Source organism: Streptomyces sp. NPDC050997, assembly GCF_040660135.1.
Classification (GTDB): Bacteria; Actinomycetota; Actinomycetes; order Streptomycetales; family Streptomycetaceae; genus Streptomyces.
This window is the reverse complement of sequence record NZ_JBFAGK010000012.1, coordinates 191175-205336: the sequence shown is the minus strand read 5'-3', so window position 1 is coordinate 205336 and position 14162 is coordinate 191175. Positions and strand designations below refer to the sequence as shown.

The 14162-nt window shown below is 70.8% G+C and carries 12 protein-coding genes and 1 pseudogene; 2 read left to right on the top strand and 11 right to left on the bottom strand.

Features of this window, described 5'->3' with window-relative positions; translation table 11 throughout:
- Positions 1–117: 117 nt before the first annotated feature.
- The 6 genes from AB0H86_RS26765 to AB0H86_RS26740 are packed head-to-tail and all read right to left on the bottom strand — an operon-like array spanning position 118 to position 5356.
- Positions 118–948: a carbohydrate ABC transporter permease gene (locus tag AB0H86_RS26765; RefSeq protein WP_362443758.1), complete on the bottom strand. Its 831-nt coding sequence runs from the start codon at positions 946–948 to the stop codon at positions 118–120.
- A 53-nt stretch (positions 949–1001) separates the two neighbouring features.
- A complete protein-coding gene (locus AB0H86_RS26760; RefSeq protein ID WP_362443755.1) occupies positions 1002–1946 on the bottom strand; it encodes a sugar ABC transporter permease in 945 nt (314 codons plus the stop codon).
- A gap of 5 nt (positions 1947–1951) precedes the next feature.
- Positions 1952–2821 (bottom strand): metallophosphoesterase, encoded by an 870-nt coding sequence (locus AB0H86_RS26755; RefSeq protein WP_362443752.1) that lies wholly within the window; start codon positions 2819–2821, stop codon positions 1952–1954.
- A complete protein-coding gene (locus tag AB0H86_RS26750; protein ID WP_362443928.1) occupies positions 2818–3186 on the bottom strand; it encodes an extracellular solute-binding protein in 369 nt (122 codons plus the stop codon). Before AB0H86_RS26750 ends, AB0H86_RS26755 begins: the two co-directional genes overlap by 4 nt.
- Positions 3099–4196 carry an extracellular solute-binding protein gene (locus tag AB0H86_RS26745; RefSeq protein WP_362443749.1) on the bottom strand — a complete coding sequence of 366 codons (1098 nt, stop codon included), beginning with the start codon at positions 4194–4196 and terminating at the stop codon, positions 3099–3101. The genes AB0H86_RS26750 and AB0H86_RS26745 overlap by 88 nt, the downstream gene beginning before the upstream one ends.
- Entirely contained in the window at positions 4193–5356 is a 1164-nt protein-coding gene (locus AB0H86_RS26740) for an ABC transporter ATP-binding protein (RefSeq protein WP_362443746.1), read from the bottom strand. The genes AB0H86_RS26745 and AB0H86_RS26740 overlap by 4 nt, the downstream gene beginning before the upstream one ends.
- A gap of 207 nt (positions 5357–5563) precedes the next feature.
- On the opposite strand from AB0H86_RS26740, the gene AB0H86_RS26735 reads away from it, so the two are divergent.
- Entirely contained in the window at positions 5564–7015 is a 1452-nt protein-coding gene (locus tag AB0H86_RS26735) for an MFS transporter (protein ID WP_362443743.1), read from the top strand.
- Between the two features lie 1206 nt (positions 7016–8221).
- On the opposite strand, the pseudogene AB0H86_RS26730 reads toward AB0H86_RS26735, so the two are convergent.
- The 5 genes and pseudogenes from AB0H86_RS26730 to AB0H86_RS26710 form a co-directional block, all read right to left on the bottom strand.
- Positions 8222–8851 (bottom strand): annotated as a pseudogene (locus AB0H86_RS26730) (aminotransferase class I/II-fold pyridoxal phosphate-dependent enzyme); the annotation flags it as partial.
- 98 nt (positions 8852–8949) lie between these two features.
- Complete coding sequence (locus AB0H86_RS26725; RefSeq protein WP_362443740.1) at positions 8950–10146, bottom strand: amidohydrolase family protein; 1197 nt, start codon at positions 10144–10146, stop codon at positions 8950–8952.
- Positions 10116–11114, bottom strand: coding sequence for an alpha/beta fold hydrolase (locus tag AB0H86_RS26720; protein WP_362443737.1), 999 nt, complete (start codon positions 11112–11114; stop codon positions 10116–10118). The genes AB0H86_RS26725 and AB0H86_RS26720 overlap by 31 nt, the downstream gene beginning before the upstream one ends.
- A complete protein-coding gene (locus tag AB0H86_RS26715; RefSeq protein WP_362443734.1) occupies positions 11114–11662 on the bottom strand; it encodes a DUF4442 domain-containing protein in 549 nt (182 codons plus the stop codon). Before AB0H86_RS26715 ends, AB0H86_RS26720 begins: the two co-directional genes overlap by 1 nt.
- 25 nt (positions 11663–11687) lie before the next feature.
- Complete coding sequence (locus AB0H86_RS26710; protein ID WP_362443731.1) at positions 11688–12848, bottom strand: acyl-CoA dehydrogenase family protein; 1161 nt, start codon at positions 12846–12848, stop codon at positions 11688–11690.
- Between the two features lie 253 nt (positions 12849–13101).
- On the opposite strand from AB0H86_RS26710, the gene AB0H86_RS26705 reads away from it, so the two are divergent.
- Positions 13102–14058 (top strand): PDR/VanB family oxidoreductase, encoded by a 957-nt coding sequence (locus AB0H86_RS26705; RefSeq protein ID WP_362443728.1) that lies wholly within the window; start codon positions 13102–13104, stop codon positions 14056–14058.
- The last annotated feature ends 104 nt before the right edge of the window (positions 14059–14162 follow it).

Here is a 14162-nt window from a genome sequence, read left to right as displayed (position 1 = left end):
GTCGGCTCGGGGATCGAGCCGTTTGACGGCCCGCACCCTCGTGTCGGTCACCTCCAACACCCGGTCGAGCAGGGGCAGTTCGAAGCGCGTAGCTCCCGCCCCGTCGGCATTGTGGGCTCACTTGAGTCCGGAGCGGACGAACGCGTTGACGATGTTCCGCTGAAGCACGAGGTACAGCGCGAAGACGGGCAGGCACGCCAGGCCGGAAAGAGCCATCAGCGGGCCCCAGTCGGTGCCCTCGGTACCCATGAAGCTGCGCAGGCCCAGCTGGAGCACGGCGTTGCTGCGCTGCATCACCATCGCCGGCCAGAAGTACTCGTTCCAGGCGTTGACGAAGAGCACGACCGCCAGGGCGGAAAGCGCGGAGCGCAGGTTGGGCACCACGACGGTCCACAGCGTCGTCCAGGACGAGCGGCCGTCCATCGCGGAGGCCTCCAGGAGTTCCCTGGGAAAGCTCTCCAGGTGCTGGCGCAGCAGCAGGACACCGAGCGCCGAGCACAGCGTCGGGACGACCACGCCCACGATGGTGTTGAGCAGCCCGAGCCGCATCAGCAGCACATAGTTCGGCAGCATGGTGACCTGGAACGGCACCAGCCAGGTCCCGACGAACGCCACGTACAGCAGCCGCTTGAGCGGGAAGTTCCACGCGGCGAAGGCGTACGCGGCGAGCAGCCCGGTGAGCAGCTGGCCGAGGGCGATGAGCGAGGCCATCGCCATGGTGTTGAACAGCAGGTGCAGCACGTCGACCTGGCGGGCCGCGTCCGTGTAGTTCCGCACCGACAGCGGCCAGGGCAGGGGCGAGAGCGAGTTGATGTCGCCGGGGCGGCGCAGTGACGTGGCGTACAGCCAGTAGATCGGGAAGACGCATGCCGCACTGAGCACCGCGAGCACCCCATGGGCGCGCGCGGTGCGCAGGCGTCCGCGGTCGCCGACGGCCTGTTCGGACACGGTGTTGTCTCCTCAGTTGTGGTGACGGTCATCAGATGGGGACGGCCGTCGGGTCAGTTGTCGTGGAAGGCCAGGCGTTCCGACAGCCACACCAGCCCGGCGGCGACCAGCCCGAAGCCGACGAAGAGCAGCATCCCGGCCGCCGCGCCCATGCCCGCGTCGTAGCTGCGGAAGCCGTAGTCCCACAGCAGGTAGTAGACGTTGGTGGTGGAGTCGGCCGGTCCGCCCTGGGTGAGCGAGTCGATCAGCGGGAACGTCCACTGAGCGGACAGCAGTACGGTCATCAGCATCAGGAAGACCAGGGTCGGCGAGAGCAGCGGCAGGGTGATCCAGCGGGTGATCTGCCAACGTGACGCGCCGTCGAGGGCGGCGGCGTCGGAGTAGTCGCCGTTGATGCCGGAGAGCGCGGCGGCGACGACGAGCACCGCGAAGCCGAGCACGTGCCAGCCGGTGATGAGGATGATGGCGATCTGGGCGAATCCGCTCTCCTGAAGCCAGTTCACCGAGGTGCCCGTGGCCCGGTTGACGACGCCGCCACGCGGGTCGAGCAGCCATCCCCAGACGGCGGCGCCGGCGACCGGCGCGACCAGCATGGGTGCGAAGACCAGGGCCTGGTAGACGGCCCTGGCCCGGTCGCCGAGCTGCCGGGTGAGCAGGCCGACGACGACGGGGATGACGATGGAGAACGGCAGCAGACCCACGATCACTTCGACGGTGCGCCACAGCGACTGGCCGAGCTCCGGGGAGTCCAGCATCCGCCGGTAGTTGTCGAGCCCGACCGGCTCCATGGGCGTGGTGGGCAGCAGGTTCCAGGAGTAGAACGACAGCTGCGCGGTCTGCGCCAGCGGCCGGTACACCCAGATGCCCAGCAGGATGAGGGCCGGTGCGAGGTACAGATACGGCGGCGCCGCGCGCAGCACGAGGCGCGGCAGCGAGGGCCGCGCCGCCTTGGGCGCCGCATCCGACAGCCGCGGCGGCGCGGGAACCTCCATGAACATCTCTCTCACTCCGTCTCGGGCGTCAGGTCCTTGATGAGGCGCACCATCGCGTCGCGCTCGTTGTCGTACACGGCCGGGCCCTGCTCGACGGGGAGGGCGGTGGTCACCAGGCTGCCGTCGATCAGATCGATCCTGCTGAACCCGGCGCTCTCGACGCCGCGCAGCCTGCCGCGCGGGGACATCGCGTCGACCCGGTACGCGAGCGCGGGCGACACCCATACGGGGATGGCGCCGAGCATGCCGGAACCGGTGTGGTGGGCGTGGCCGGTGACGATCAGCCGGACGTCACTCCCGGCGACGACCGCGCTCAGCCGGCCGGCGTCGCGCAGCCGCAGCAGATGGACGGTGGGCACCGGGGACGGCAGCGGCGGGTGGTGCACCACCAGCACCGTGCCCAGCGGAGCGGGCCGGGACAGCTCGGCGGCCAGCCAGTCGAGCTGGGCCCGGTCGAGATGGCCGTCGTGCCGCCCGGGGACGCTGCTGTCCAGGACGACGATCCGCAGTCCGCCCGCCCAGTGCACGCGGTCCAGAGGCGGCTCGCCGTCGCCCGTGGCGTCATCGTCCTGCCCGTCGAGCAACTCGGCCCGGAAGGCGGTGCGTTCGTCGTGGTTGCCGACCGCGTACACCACCGCCGCGCCGATCCGCCGCGCGAACGGTTCAACCGCGCCGCGCAGCCGCCGGTACGCCTCGGGAGAGCCGCTGTCCGTCAGATCGCCGGTCAACAGCAGCGTGGACACCTGCGCGCCGGAGGCCGCCACCACCTCGATGGCGGCCTCCAGGTTGGCGAGCGTATCGACCTGGCCGTGCATCAGCTCACCCTCGGGCAGGATGTGGGTGTCACTGAACTGCACCAGGGTCAGCTCGGGATCGCTCATTTCGATGCGGTCGGCAGGAGCTTCGAGGCCTGCTTCCGGGCGTCCGTGAGCGTGGACTGGGCGTCGGCGCCCTGGTAGACGACCTTCTCCACGGCGTCCATCATCTCGTTGCGCGCCTGGATGTAGTTCTTGCCGGGGAAGGACTGCCACGGTTCGAGGCGCGTGAGCTGGTCCAGGTTGGGCTGGACCAGCGGGTTCTCCTCGGCCCAGGTCCGAAGGCCCTTCGGGTCGTCCACCAGGCCGGTACGCAGAGGCAGGTAGCCGATCTTGCTTGAGATCATGGTGTAGGCCTCGTCGCTGGTGAGGAACTTGATGAGGTCCCACGCGGCGCGCTGTTTGGCCGGGTCCTTGGAGTAGACGAACAGCGCGGAACCGGAGTTGGTGGGGATGACGGTCTTGCCCTGGTAGCCGGGCGAGGTGGTGGCCCGTCCCACTTGTCCTTGGCGCCCTTCATGAAGGCGCCCTGGATCGCGCTGGTCTCCAGGATCATCCCCATGTCACCGCGGGCGAACTCGGTGTACGCCTGTTCCTGGCTCAGCTTCGGAGTGGCCCCGGACTTCACCATGCTCTGCGCGGTCTTGACGGCCTCGACGGCCGGCGCCTGGTCGAAAGTCAGCTCGGAGCGGTCCTCCGAGATGACCCGGCCGCCGTTGGAACGCACCATGCTCTGCAGGCACCAGTCGCTGGCGATCTTGGTCAGGCAGTCGCTGTAGTGGCCGTCCTTGCCCGTCTTCTTCTTGATGGCCAGGGCGTCCTTCGCCACGTCGTCCCAGGTCTTCGGGGGCTTGGCGGGGTCGAGTCCGGCCTTCTTGAAGAGCGAGGCGTTGTAGTAGAGGACGGGGGTGGAGAAGACGAACGGGGCGCCGTAGGTCTTGCCCTTCCAGTCGCCGAGCGTGCGGGCCTTCGCCGCGTACGGGTGCGCGCCGTCGAAGTTCTTCTGCACCGCGGGCTTGCCCACCAGGTCGTCGAGCGGCTTGGCGCCCAGGCCGTTGACGGCGTAGTCGAGGTCGCCGAAGCCGAGCTGGGCAACATCCGGCGGATTACCGGAAGCGGTCTCGTTCTGGACGCTGGAGACCGCGTCCGCCGCCGGGTTGGGGCTGTTGCCCTGCGGCTTCTGTGCGGTCACCTTGATATTCGGGTGACCCTGTTCGAACTTCTTGATAAGTGCGGTGAACGTGTCCGTCCACGGGCCGGCCTGACCGAAGTTGTAACTTTCGAACGTAATCGACACCTTCTGGTTCGACTTGAGTTCCGGCACCGGCGAAGAACCGGACTTCGCGTCCGAGGTATCGCCGAGGCCGCCGCATGCCGAGGTGCCGAAGAGGACGGCGGCGATGCTCAGTGTGGCACCGAGAGGGAAACGGGCTCTGTTCACGGAATGCTCCTTGGTGAAGCGTGCGCCCCCGCGTCCACCGCGGAGACGGGGAATCGGGAACGCGAGGGGGAAGAGGGCTCGGATATCGGGTCGTTCTGCCAGACCAGCCGGCGTCCGCCGGCCCGGTCGAACAGGTGGACATGGTGGGGCTCCACGCCGAGTCCCAGTGAGTCGCCGGCGGCGACACCGAGCGGGCGCGGGCCGCGCAGCGCGACCTCGGCCGCGCCGACGGAGCAGTGGGCGACCTCGTCGCTGCCGAGGTTCTCCACGGCCCGTACCGTGGCGCGGGGCATCGCCGCGCCCGGCGTGATGTGCTCGGGCCTGATGCCCAGCACGACATCACGCGGGGGCAGGTCGCCCCCGATGCCCAGGGGCAGGTCGATGTCGTCGGCCACCGCCCGCAGTTGGCCGTCCCTGCTGATGACCCGCCCGTCGATCAGGTTCATGGGCGGGGAGCCGAGGAACCCGGCGACGAAGACCGAGGCGGGCTCGTCGTAGACCTCGGCGGGGCTGCCGACCTGTTCCAGGCGGCCGCCGTTGAGCAGGGCGATCCTTGTCGCCATGGTCATGGCCTCGACCTGGTCGTGCGTGACGTACACAAAGGTCGAACCGAGCCGTGAGTGCAGGCCGGTGAGCTCGGCGCGGGTGGAGGCGCGCAGCTTGGCGTCGAGGTTCGACAGGGGCTCGTCCATGAGGAACGCGCCGGGGTCGCGTACCAGCGCCCTGCCGAGCGCGACCCGCTGGCGCTGTCCGCCGGACAGTTCCTTCGGGCGGCGGTCGAGCAGTTCGCCGAGGTCGAGCACCTCGGCGACGTCAGCGACACTGGCCTTGATCTCGGCCTTCGGCCGACGGCGGGCGCGCAGCGGGAAGCCGATGTTGCGGGCCACACTGAGGTGCGGGTAGAGAGCGTAGCTCTGGAAGACCATGGCGAGGTCGCGGTCACGCGGCGGGGTGTGCGTGATGTCGGCCTCGTCCAGGAGGATGCGGCCCGCGGACGGCGCAGTGAGTCCTGCGATCATCCGCAGCAGAGTCGACTTGCCGCAGCCGCTCGGCCCGAGCAGGACGAGGAACTCGCCGTGGCCGACATCCAGGCTGACTCCGTCGACGGCAACGGTCCGGCCGAAGCTTTTTGTCACACCCTCGATGCGTAGTCGGCTCACTGCTCAATTCCTTTCGCGCCGGTTATTGTTCAGGAGAACCACAACATTCACAGATGTATGCGAGGTAAACCGCCTCTGACGATATGAATTCGTGCGGCGGCGATTGAATTATTCGATCAGCCGAGTGGAGAAAAGAATTGATGACAAACAGGCCTCCTGCGCCCGGTCAGCATCGAACCCATGCGTTCTCGGCTCGTCCTTGCATTCGTGTGTGCGGCAACATTCCTGGTCTATCTCGACACCAGCATCACTCCGGTCGCGTTGCCCGCCATTCGCGCGGACGTCGGGGGTGGCGCGACCGCCGGGCAATGGCTGCTGGACGCCTACACGTTGGCGTTCGCCTGCCTGTTGCTGACGGCCGGTTCGCTGGGCGACCGGCTGGGCCGCAGAAACGTCCTGTGCCTGGGCGTCGCGGGGTTCACCGTGGCCTCGGCCGGCTGCGCGCTGGCGCCCGACGTCGGTGCCCTGATCACGGCGCGCGCGGCGCAGGGGGTGTTCGCCGCCGCCGTCGTGCCGCTGTCCCTGGCGGTGACCTCGGGTCTGTTCGACGAGGCGCGGCAGCGCGCCCGCGCCATCGGGATCTGGGGTGGCACCAGCGGTGTGGCGCTGGCGCTCGGTCCGCTGCTCGGCGGGCTCCTTGTCCAGAGCGCGGGCTGGCGCAGCATGTTCTGGATCAACATCCCCATCGGCCTGGTCGCCCTGGCCGGACTGCTCGTCACCATGCCGGCCGCGCCCCGGTCCGGCGGCGCCCGGCGCGTCGACGTGCTCGGCCAGCTGCTGTTCGTCGGCGGTGGTGGCGCGCTCACCTTCGTATCGATCGAGGGCCGTGACCGCGGCTGGCTGTCCTGGCCGATCCTCGGCCTGCTCGCCGTGGGCGTGGTCGCCCTGGTGCTGTTCGGCTGGTGGGAGACCCGGACGCCGGAGCCGATGCTGCCGCCCGAGCTGCTGCGCGTTCCGACAGCGGCCGTCGCCTGCACCGTCAACTTCCTCGGCCTGCTGGGGCTGTACGCGGTGCTGTTCCTGCTCACCACGTACCTTCAGGGCACGCTCGGACTTTCGGCCCTTCAGACGGGTCTGCGCTTTCTGACCCTGTTCGGCACTCTCGCGGTGGCGGCGGTGTTCGCCTCGTCGGTCGTCGCCCGGTGGGGTACGCGCCGCACCATGGTGACCGGCCTGGTGTGTGTCGCGGTCGGTCTGGCGGGCCTGGTCCTGGTGGAGACCGGCGTCGGCTACCCCGGCTACGCGTGGGCGCTGCTCCTGCTCGGGGCGGGGGTACCGCTGTCGAGCGGGGTGGTGGCGCTGCAGGCCATGATGGGCGATGTGCCGCCGGGCCTCGCCGGGACCGCGTCGGGCACCGTGAACACCTTCCGGCAGTTCGGAGCGGTCCTCGGGGTGGCACTGGCGGGCCTGCTGTCGCCGGAGCGCGATGGCACGGTCCATTCGATGCACCTGACCTTCGTGGTGGCCGCCGTGGCCGCCGGCCTCGCGGCCGTGCTGACCGCCGTGGTCCTGCCCAAGGGGTCAGCGCGGCGGAAGGGTGTCACGGCCGCGGCCCGCCCCGCTTCTGACGGGCGGCCAGTCGAAGCCGACCGGGTTGGGGACGGGCACGGCACCGGCGGCCATGACCAGGTCGGAGACCGGGCGCACACTCGCGACTAGTTCCTCGGTGCGCGCCCGCCCCAGCTCCCGGTAGGGCCGGGCCGCCAGGCGGTCGGTGTCCGTCTCGATGCGCTCGCGGACGAGAGCACCGGCCGCGGAGAGCGTGCCGTCGGTTCGCAGCCAGCCGCGCCGCCCGAGGTCGTACAGCGCGGCGGACCACTGGGACTCGGTCCACTTGTGGTACCGCTTCGCGTCGGACTCCGGCGACCGTCCCGACGCGGCGGCGAGCACATGTGCCGCGCAGGGGTCGATCTCGAGGCCGACCAGCACCGCGACATGTCCGTCGCCGCGGTATTCGCGCAGGGTCGTCAGCGCCTGCCACAGCGCCAGGTGCGGCGCGTCCGGCACCGGCAGGGCGGCGTTGGCCGTCCCCAGCGGCCGGCCGCCCTCTCCGTCCACGACCGACGCGGCGACGGTGGCGAGTTCCGCCGCGCGGGCCAGACCCGGGGAGTTCACCAGCGGTCCCAGCAGCCGGCGCAGCGCCGCGTCCACGGCGGTGTGCCGCACCCGGAGGAAGTCGTCCGGGCTCGCGTGCTGCCACAGCGCGGGGACGGAGCGGGACACCATCGCGGGCGCCAGGTGGAAGAACACCGATGTCGCGGTGGCGGCGCCGACGGCTCCCAGCGGCGCGGCCCGGCAGCCGAAGTACCACATCCACCGGCCGGGCAGTTCCAGCGGCCCGGTCGCGGCCCGGGTCTCCGGCGCGTAGTAGATCACGGCATGCACCGGCTCCGCGGTGTGCCAGGCGTAGCGGACCAGGTTCAGTTCCACCGTCAGTTCCACCGACGTCGTCCCGCCGCTTCGGCCATGGCCCGTACGAGCCGTTCGAGAATCCGTGGTGAGGTGGCGAGGTTCAGCCGGGCGTGGCCCGCCCCGGGGGCGCCGAAGGGGCGGCCCGCGCTGAGCGCCACCTTGGCCTCCCGCAGCAGGAACTCGGCCGGTTCTTCGGGCAGTTGGAGGCCTCGGAAATCCAGCCAGGCCAGGTAGGTGCCCTCGGGGACGCGGTACCGGACGGCGGGCAGCAGCTCGTCCAGCAGGTCCGCGAGCAGCCGCCGGTTCACGTCCAGGGCGCGCACCACCGGCCAGCCAGGGGCCGCCCAGACGGTACGCCGCTTCCGAGGCGAGGACGCCGAACAGGCCGGCTCCCCAGGTCCGTACGGTCGGCAGCGCCGACCAGAGCGCGCGGTCGCGCTCATGGGTGACGATCGCCTGGGCGCACTTGAGCCCGGCGATGTTCCACCCCTTGGCGGAGACCAGGGTGACCGTGTGGTGCGCTGCCGTCTTCGACAGGGAGGCGTACGGCACATGGCGGTGGCCCGGGAAGACCAGCGGGGAGTGGATCTCGTCGGCGACGACCCGGCCGCCGTGCCGGTCGACCACGGCGGCGAGGGCGTGCAGCTCGCGCGGCTCGGCGACCGTGCCGAGCGGATTGTGCGGGTTGCAGAGCACGAGGGTGCGGGCACCGGCGGCGAACGCGCGGTCCACCGCGTCGAGATCGAGCGTGGGCCGCCCGTCCGCGATGGTCATGGGCACCTCGAACAGCGGCCGTCGGCAGACTCGGACCGCGTCGGCCAGCGGCGGGTAGCCGGGCACCGGCAGGATCACCGGGCTGTCGGCCGGTGAGTGCTCCTCGATGGCGACCTGTACGCCGTGCAGCACATCGGGCAGCAGGTACACCTGCTCGGGGGCCACCCGCCAGCCGTGCGCACGGCCCAGCCAGTCGGCGCACGCGCAGGCGAGGTCCTGGCGGGAGCGGTCGTCCGGGTAGCCGAACGCTCCGCGTCGCACGGCTGCCTCGACGGCGTCCCGGACGGGCGGCGCCGTCGCGTAGTCCATTTCCGCCACCCACGCCGCGAGCACGGCCGGCGGGTGCCGGGTCCACTTGAGACCGCCGGTCACGGTCGGCAGACCGGACCCGGCACGGTCCACGGCGGTCATCCGCTCGCCACCGGCTGAGGCAGGTACTCCCTGCCCCTGGCGACGACCAGCGCGGGCTCGGCGAGCGCCGACAGGTCGGTCAGCGGGTCGCCGTGCACGGCGAGCAGGTCGGCGCTGCGGCCCGGCGTGAGGCGGCCGGTCGATCCGGCCACGCCCAGGGCGGCCGCCGCGTCGACGGTGGCGGCCCGTATCACCTCGGCGGCGGTGAAGCCGTAGCCCGCCATGGTGGCGAGGGCCATCGCGTACGCGGAGTGCGGGGTGTCGCGGATACCGGCGTCCGTCCCGGCGATGAACACGACGCCGCGGCGGCGCATGTCGCTCACCACCCGGCGGCGCTGTTCGGCGTACGCCACATCGCGTGCGAGCAGCGGATTGAACGTGCCGCACACCGGGATACCGGCCTCCGCGATCGCGTCGGCGAGGGCGGGCAGGTAGCCGTCGAATCCGTGCTCGGTCTGCCAGGTGCAGTGCTCGATGGTGTCCATGCCGTGGACGACGGCGGCCCGGATGCCGTCGACGCCGTGCGCGTGCGCCGCGACCGGCATGCCCAGACTGTGCGCCTCGGCGACGGCCGTGGCGAGTTCGGCGTCGGTGGACTGGGGCAGCCAGGCCTTCGAGCCGGGCGTGGTGTTTCCTCCGGTCACCATGATCTTCAGCAGGTCGGCGCCCCTCAGATGCCGCTCGCGCACGCCGCGGCGTATCGCGTCGACGCCCTGGTGCTCCCCGCCGAGGTACCAGCAGTGGCCTCCGGGCGAGGTGAGCGGCCGGGTGGCGGTGAGCAGCCGGGGGCCGTGACTGAGGCCGTCGGTGATCTGGTCGCGCAGCACGACGTCCAGGAAGCCGCGGGCGCCCAGGTCGCGAGCCGTGGTGACGCCCGCGGCCAGCAGGGCACGGGCATTGCGCCGCATCGTCCTGAGCAGGACGGTGTCGTCCGCCGCGCGGAGCGTGGGAACCGGGTCGTCGCCGCCGTCCATGGCGAGGTGTACGTGCGCGTCGATCAGCCCCGGCAGCAGCGTGCCGTGCGGGAAGTCGACCCGCTCGGCGGCCGCCGGCAGCTCACCGAGCCTGCCGACGGCCTTGATCACTCCATCGCCGGTCACGACCCCGCCGCCGGGCAGTACTTCCCCGTCCCCGGTGAGGACGCGGGCGGCGGTGTAGAGCTTCACCGCGGACGCCGTCCGTCCCGGATCCACGCGGCGATCCCGGGGCCGATGACCGCGCTGTCCTTGATCCACTCGAAGTGGTCGCGGTGGGCGACGTCCGACGACGCGTCGATGTGCCAGCGCGTCACCTCGGCGGACGCGATGCGGCCGCACAGGAAGTCGACATTGGACTTCGGGCCCAGCCGGTCGTCGTCGAGGGAGATCGCCAGAACGGGCAGCCTCAGCTCGGCGAGCTTCCTGTCGTAGTCGTGGGTGCGGCCCTTCGGCCGGTAGCGGCTGCCCAGCGAGTGGCGGGACCAGTCGGCCATCAGCCTGCCCTGCATGGCCCCGGGGATGAGCACGCCGCCGGGCCACTTGCCGGTGACCCTGGCGACCAGGCCGATCCACTGGATCTTCCACAGCGCCTCGAACCAGCGCCGGGGCTCGAACGCCTTCCAGTACACGCTGCCGGTGCCGATGACGGTGACACCGGCGACCTTGTGCGGCGCGGTGGCGCTGAAGAGCAGCGCCACCTGGCCGCCGAGGCTGTGCCCGAAGAGGTGCAGCGGCGCCTGCGGGAAGCGCTCGCTGACGGCATCGACGATCGTGGGCAGGTCGATCTCGACCAGCTCGCGGTAGCCGAACTCCGGCGCCTCGCGCAAGGCTGGGGTGCTCTCGCCCTGGGCGCGCAGGTCGACGGTGGCGACGGCGAGACCCGCGGCGTGCAGTGCCTTGGCCATCGGCAGATAGAACTTGGCCTTCATCGCCATCGCGGGCAGGAGCAGCACCACCGGGGCCGCCGGGTCCGGCTGCGGCAGCACCCGGATGACGAACGCCGCGCCGTCCGGCGTGGTCAGGCGGAGGTCTTCGAGGGTGCTGAACTCGGACGGCCGCTTGCCGTTCTTCGCGGGATCCGCACCGGGATCCGTACCGGAGTCCGCGGCAGGGTCCACAACCGCGGGACCCGTCGCGGCGCCCGTCCGGGAGTTCTTCTCGGAGTTCGCCCGGGGAGCGGACATCACTGCTCCCGGCCAGGGACGGCGGCGACATCGACGACGTAGTCGAAGGTGGCCTTGGCGACGAGCACGTCCGCGTCGTCGTACATCAGCACCTTGCCGTCCACCTCGAACCGCTGCTCGCCCTCGGCGGCCAGCACCTCGCGCAGCGCGCGCTCGTCGATCATCCCCAAGGCCCGGATCCGGCCGATGGCGGGCTTCCGGAAGGCGGTCCTGCTGTCGCGCAGCACGAAGCGCCGGATGGAGTGCAGCCGGGTGGCGGCGCCGCCGAGGAAGGCGGCCGCTCCGGCGATGTCCGCGGCGAGGAACAGGGCTCCCGCGTGCACGGTGTCCATGTGGTTCATCAGGTGCGGCGCGTCGGGGATCTCCACGACGGCCCGGTCCGGGCCGATCTCGGTGACCCGTACGTCGGCGTGGTTGCCGAACGGCACGAGGGTCGTGGCGATGCGCCGGATCTTGTCGTAGTCCGGGTCGGCCGGGTCGATGTCGCCGAACGCGGCGGAGTAGGCGCCGCCGGCCGGGGTCTTCACTTCGGTCGTCACGCTCGTCATCCCTTGAATACTCGGTTCAGCATGGTCACTTCTGGGCGTTCCGCAGGACCCGGCGGCCGATCGACCAGCGCAGGACCTCCGACGCCCCTTCGTAGATCCGGACCGCCCGGGCCTCCATGAGGAAGCGGGCCACGAAGTGGTCCTCGCAGACCCCGAGCCCGCCGTGCAGCTGCACCGCCCGGTCGAGGACCCGCCAGACCGCCTCGGCCACGAAGGTCTTGGCGACGGACGCGGCATGCCGGGCGGCCGAGCTGAGCGGGCCCTCCTCGTCGAGCACCGTCGCGGTGGAGTGGATCAGTGCCCGGGACGCCATGATGTCGATCTCGTTGTCGGCGACCAGGCCCTGTGCCATGCCGTGTTCGGAGATCGGCGCACCGAAGGCGGTCCGGTTCCCGATGTACCGCGCGGACATCTCGTGCGCCCTGGTGGCGAGGCCGAGCCAGTTCATGCAGAGGGCCAGGCGGGACGGAGCCATCCGGGCCTGCGCGTAGTCCAGGCCCCGGCCGACCTCGCCGAGCACCGCGCTGTTCGGTACGGCGCAGTTGTCGAACTCGACCTCGCTGTGGCCGCCCGGGTTGCTGTGGTCCAGGGTCGGCATGCGCCGCCCCACCTTCATGCCCGGGTTGTCCTGGTCCACGAGGAACAGGGTGGCGCCGTAGTCGGTGTTCGCCACACAGATGGTGAACGCGGCGCCCTCGGCCCCGGTCGTGAAGTGCTTCCTGCCGTTGATCACCCAGCCGTCGGCGGTCTCCTCGGCGACGGTCATCAGCATGCTCGGGTCGGAACCGGCGCCGGGGGCGGGCTCGGTCATGGCGATGGCGGAGCGCAGGTCGCCCGCGGCGAGCGGGGAGAGGTAGCGGCGCGCCTGCTCCTCGTCGCAGGCGTGCGCCAGGAGATGGATGTTGCCGTCGTCGGGCGCCGAGCAGTTGAGGGCGAGCGGTCCGATCAGGCTGGTGCCCGCGGCCTCCATGACCAGCGCCGCGCCGCGCATGTCCAGCCCGAGGCCGCCGTACTCGACGGCGGACATCGGGCCGAAGACGCCCGCTTCCTTCGCCGCTTTCTGGAGTTCCAGTCGCAGGGCGTCGTCCATCGGACGGCCGTCCACCACCAGCTCCCGCTCGACGGGAAGGACGCGTTCCTGGACGAAAGCGCGGGTAGATACGCTGAGTTCCTGCGGGCTTGGCACCTGGGGCTCCTCCACGTCGGGCAGTCATCGACAAGGTCGTCGGCGCGGTCGGCCACGCGGTTGCCGGCGCCGTCATCACCGCGGTCCTCGACCGCTGTGCCGCGACCATTCCGCCAGAGCGCCGCGACCGGTGCCGGTGTCATTGCCAGAACCAATCGGCCGAATGGATTCGGGTCCGTGATCTCCTTCGCCGCTCTCCTTCGGAGAGACTGCGTGATGCGCCGATCTGAGGAGGACAGAAACCGTGACGACGTTGGTTGACTGGACGGTCCTTGACGTTGCGGCCATCCGGGACGAAGTGGCGGAGGTGCGCTCTTTCGAACTGGTCCATCCGGCCGGTGCGGCGCTGCCGACGTGGGCACCGGGCGCGCATATCGATGTGCTCGTCACCGACGCCGATCCCGATATGGTCCGCCAGTATTCACTGTGCGGTGATCCCGATGATTCCGGCCGTTATCGGTTCGCGGTTCTGCGCGAGGAGAACGGCCGTGGTGCCTCGCGCTTTCTGCACGAGAGGGTGACAGCCGGTTCCCAGTTGCTGGTGCGCGCCCCGCGCAACAACTTTCCGCTCGTCTCCGCGCCGCACTATCTTTTTGTCGCGGGCGGTATCGGCATCACACCGGTGCTGCCGATGGTCCGCACCGCCCATGAGCAGGGCGCGGATTGGGGGCTGTACTACGGCGGCCGGCGGCGCGAGCGGATGGCGTTCCTGCCGGATCTCGACGGCTACGGCGAGCGCGTACGGGTGCTGCCCGAGGATGAACACGGGCTGCTGCCGCTGGCCGGCATCCTCGCCGTAGCCGGGCCGGACACCGCTGTCTACTGCTGCGGTCCCGAGCCGCTGCTCGCCGCCGTGGAACGCCTGTGGGACGAGCGGCGGGTGGGCACCTTGCACGTCGAACGGTTCCAGCCGCGCCCGCAGGAGCCCTCCACGGCGTCGGACAAGGGGTTCGATGTCCGCCTCGTCAGCACCGGCGTCACCGTCCGGGTCGGGCCGGGGCAGTCCATCATGGATGCCCTCGGCACCGCGGGAATCGACGTTCCGTCCTCGTGCCGGGAGGGTACCTGCGCCAGTTGTGAGACCACGGTGCTGGAGGGCGAGGTGGAGCACCTCGACTCGGTGCTGTCACAGGAGGAGCGAGCGGCCGGGGAGACAATGATGCTCTGTGTGTCGCGGGCCAGGTCGCCCCAGTTGGTCCTCGACCTCTGACCGCGCGTCACGATAGCGAACACCCATGGACCGGTTGACCAGTTCAATCACACCCGGGTGAGGGATGGATATCGGGCACACTCACATCGCCGACGTGGGCCCTC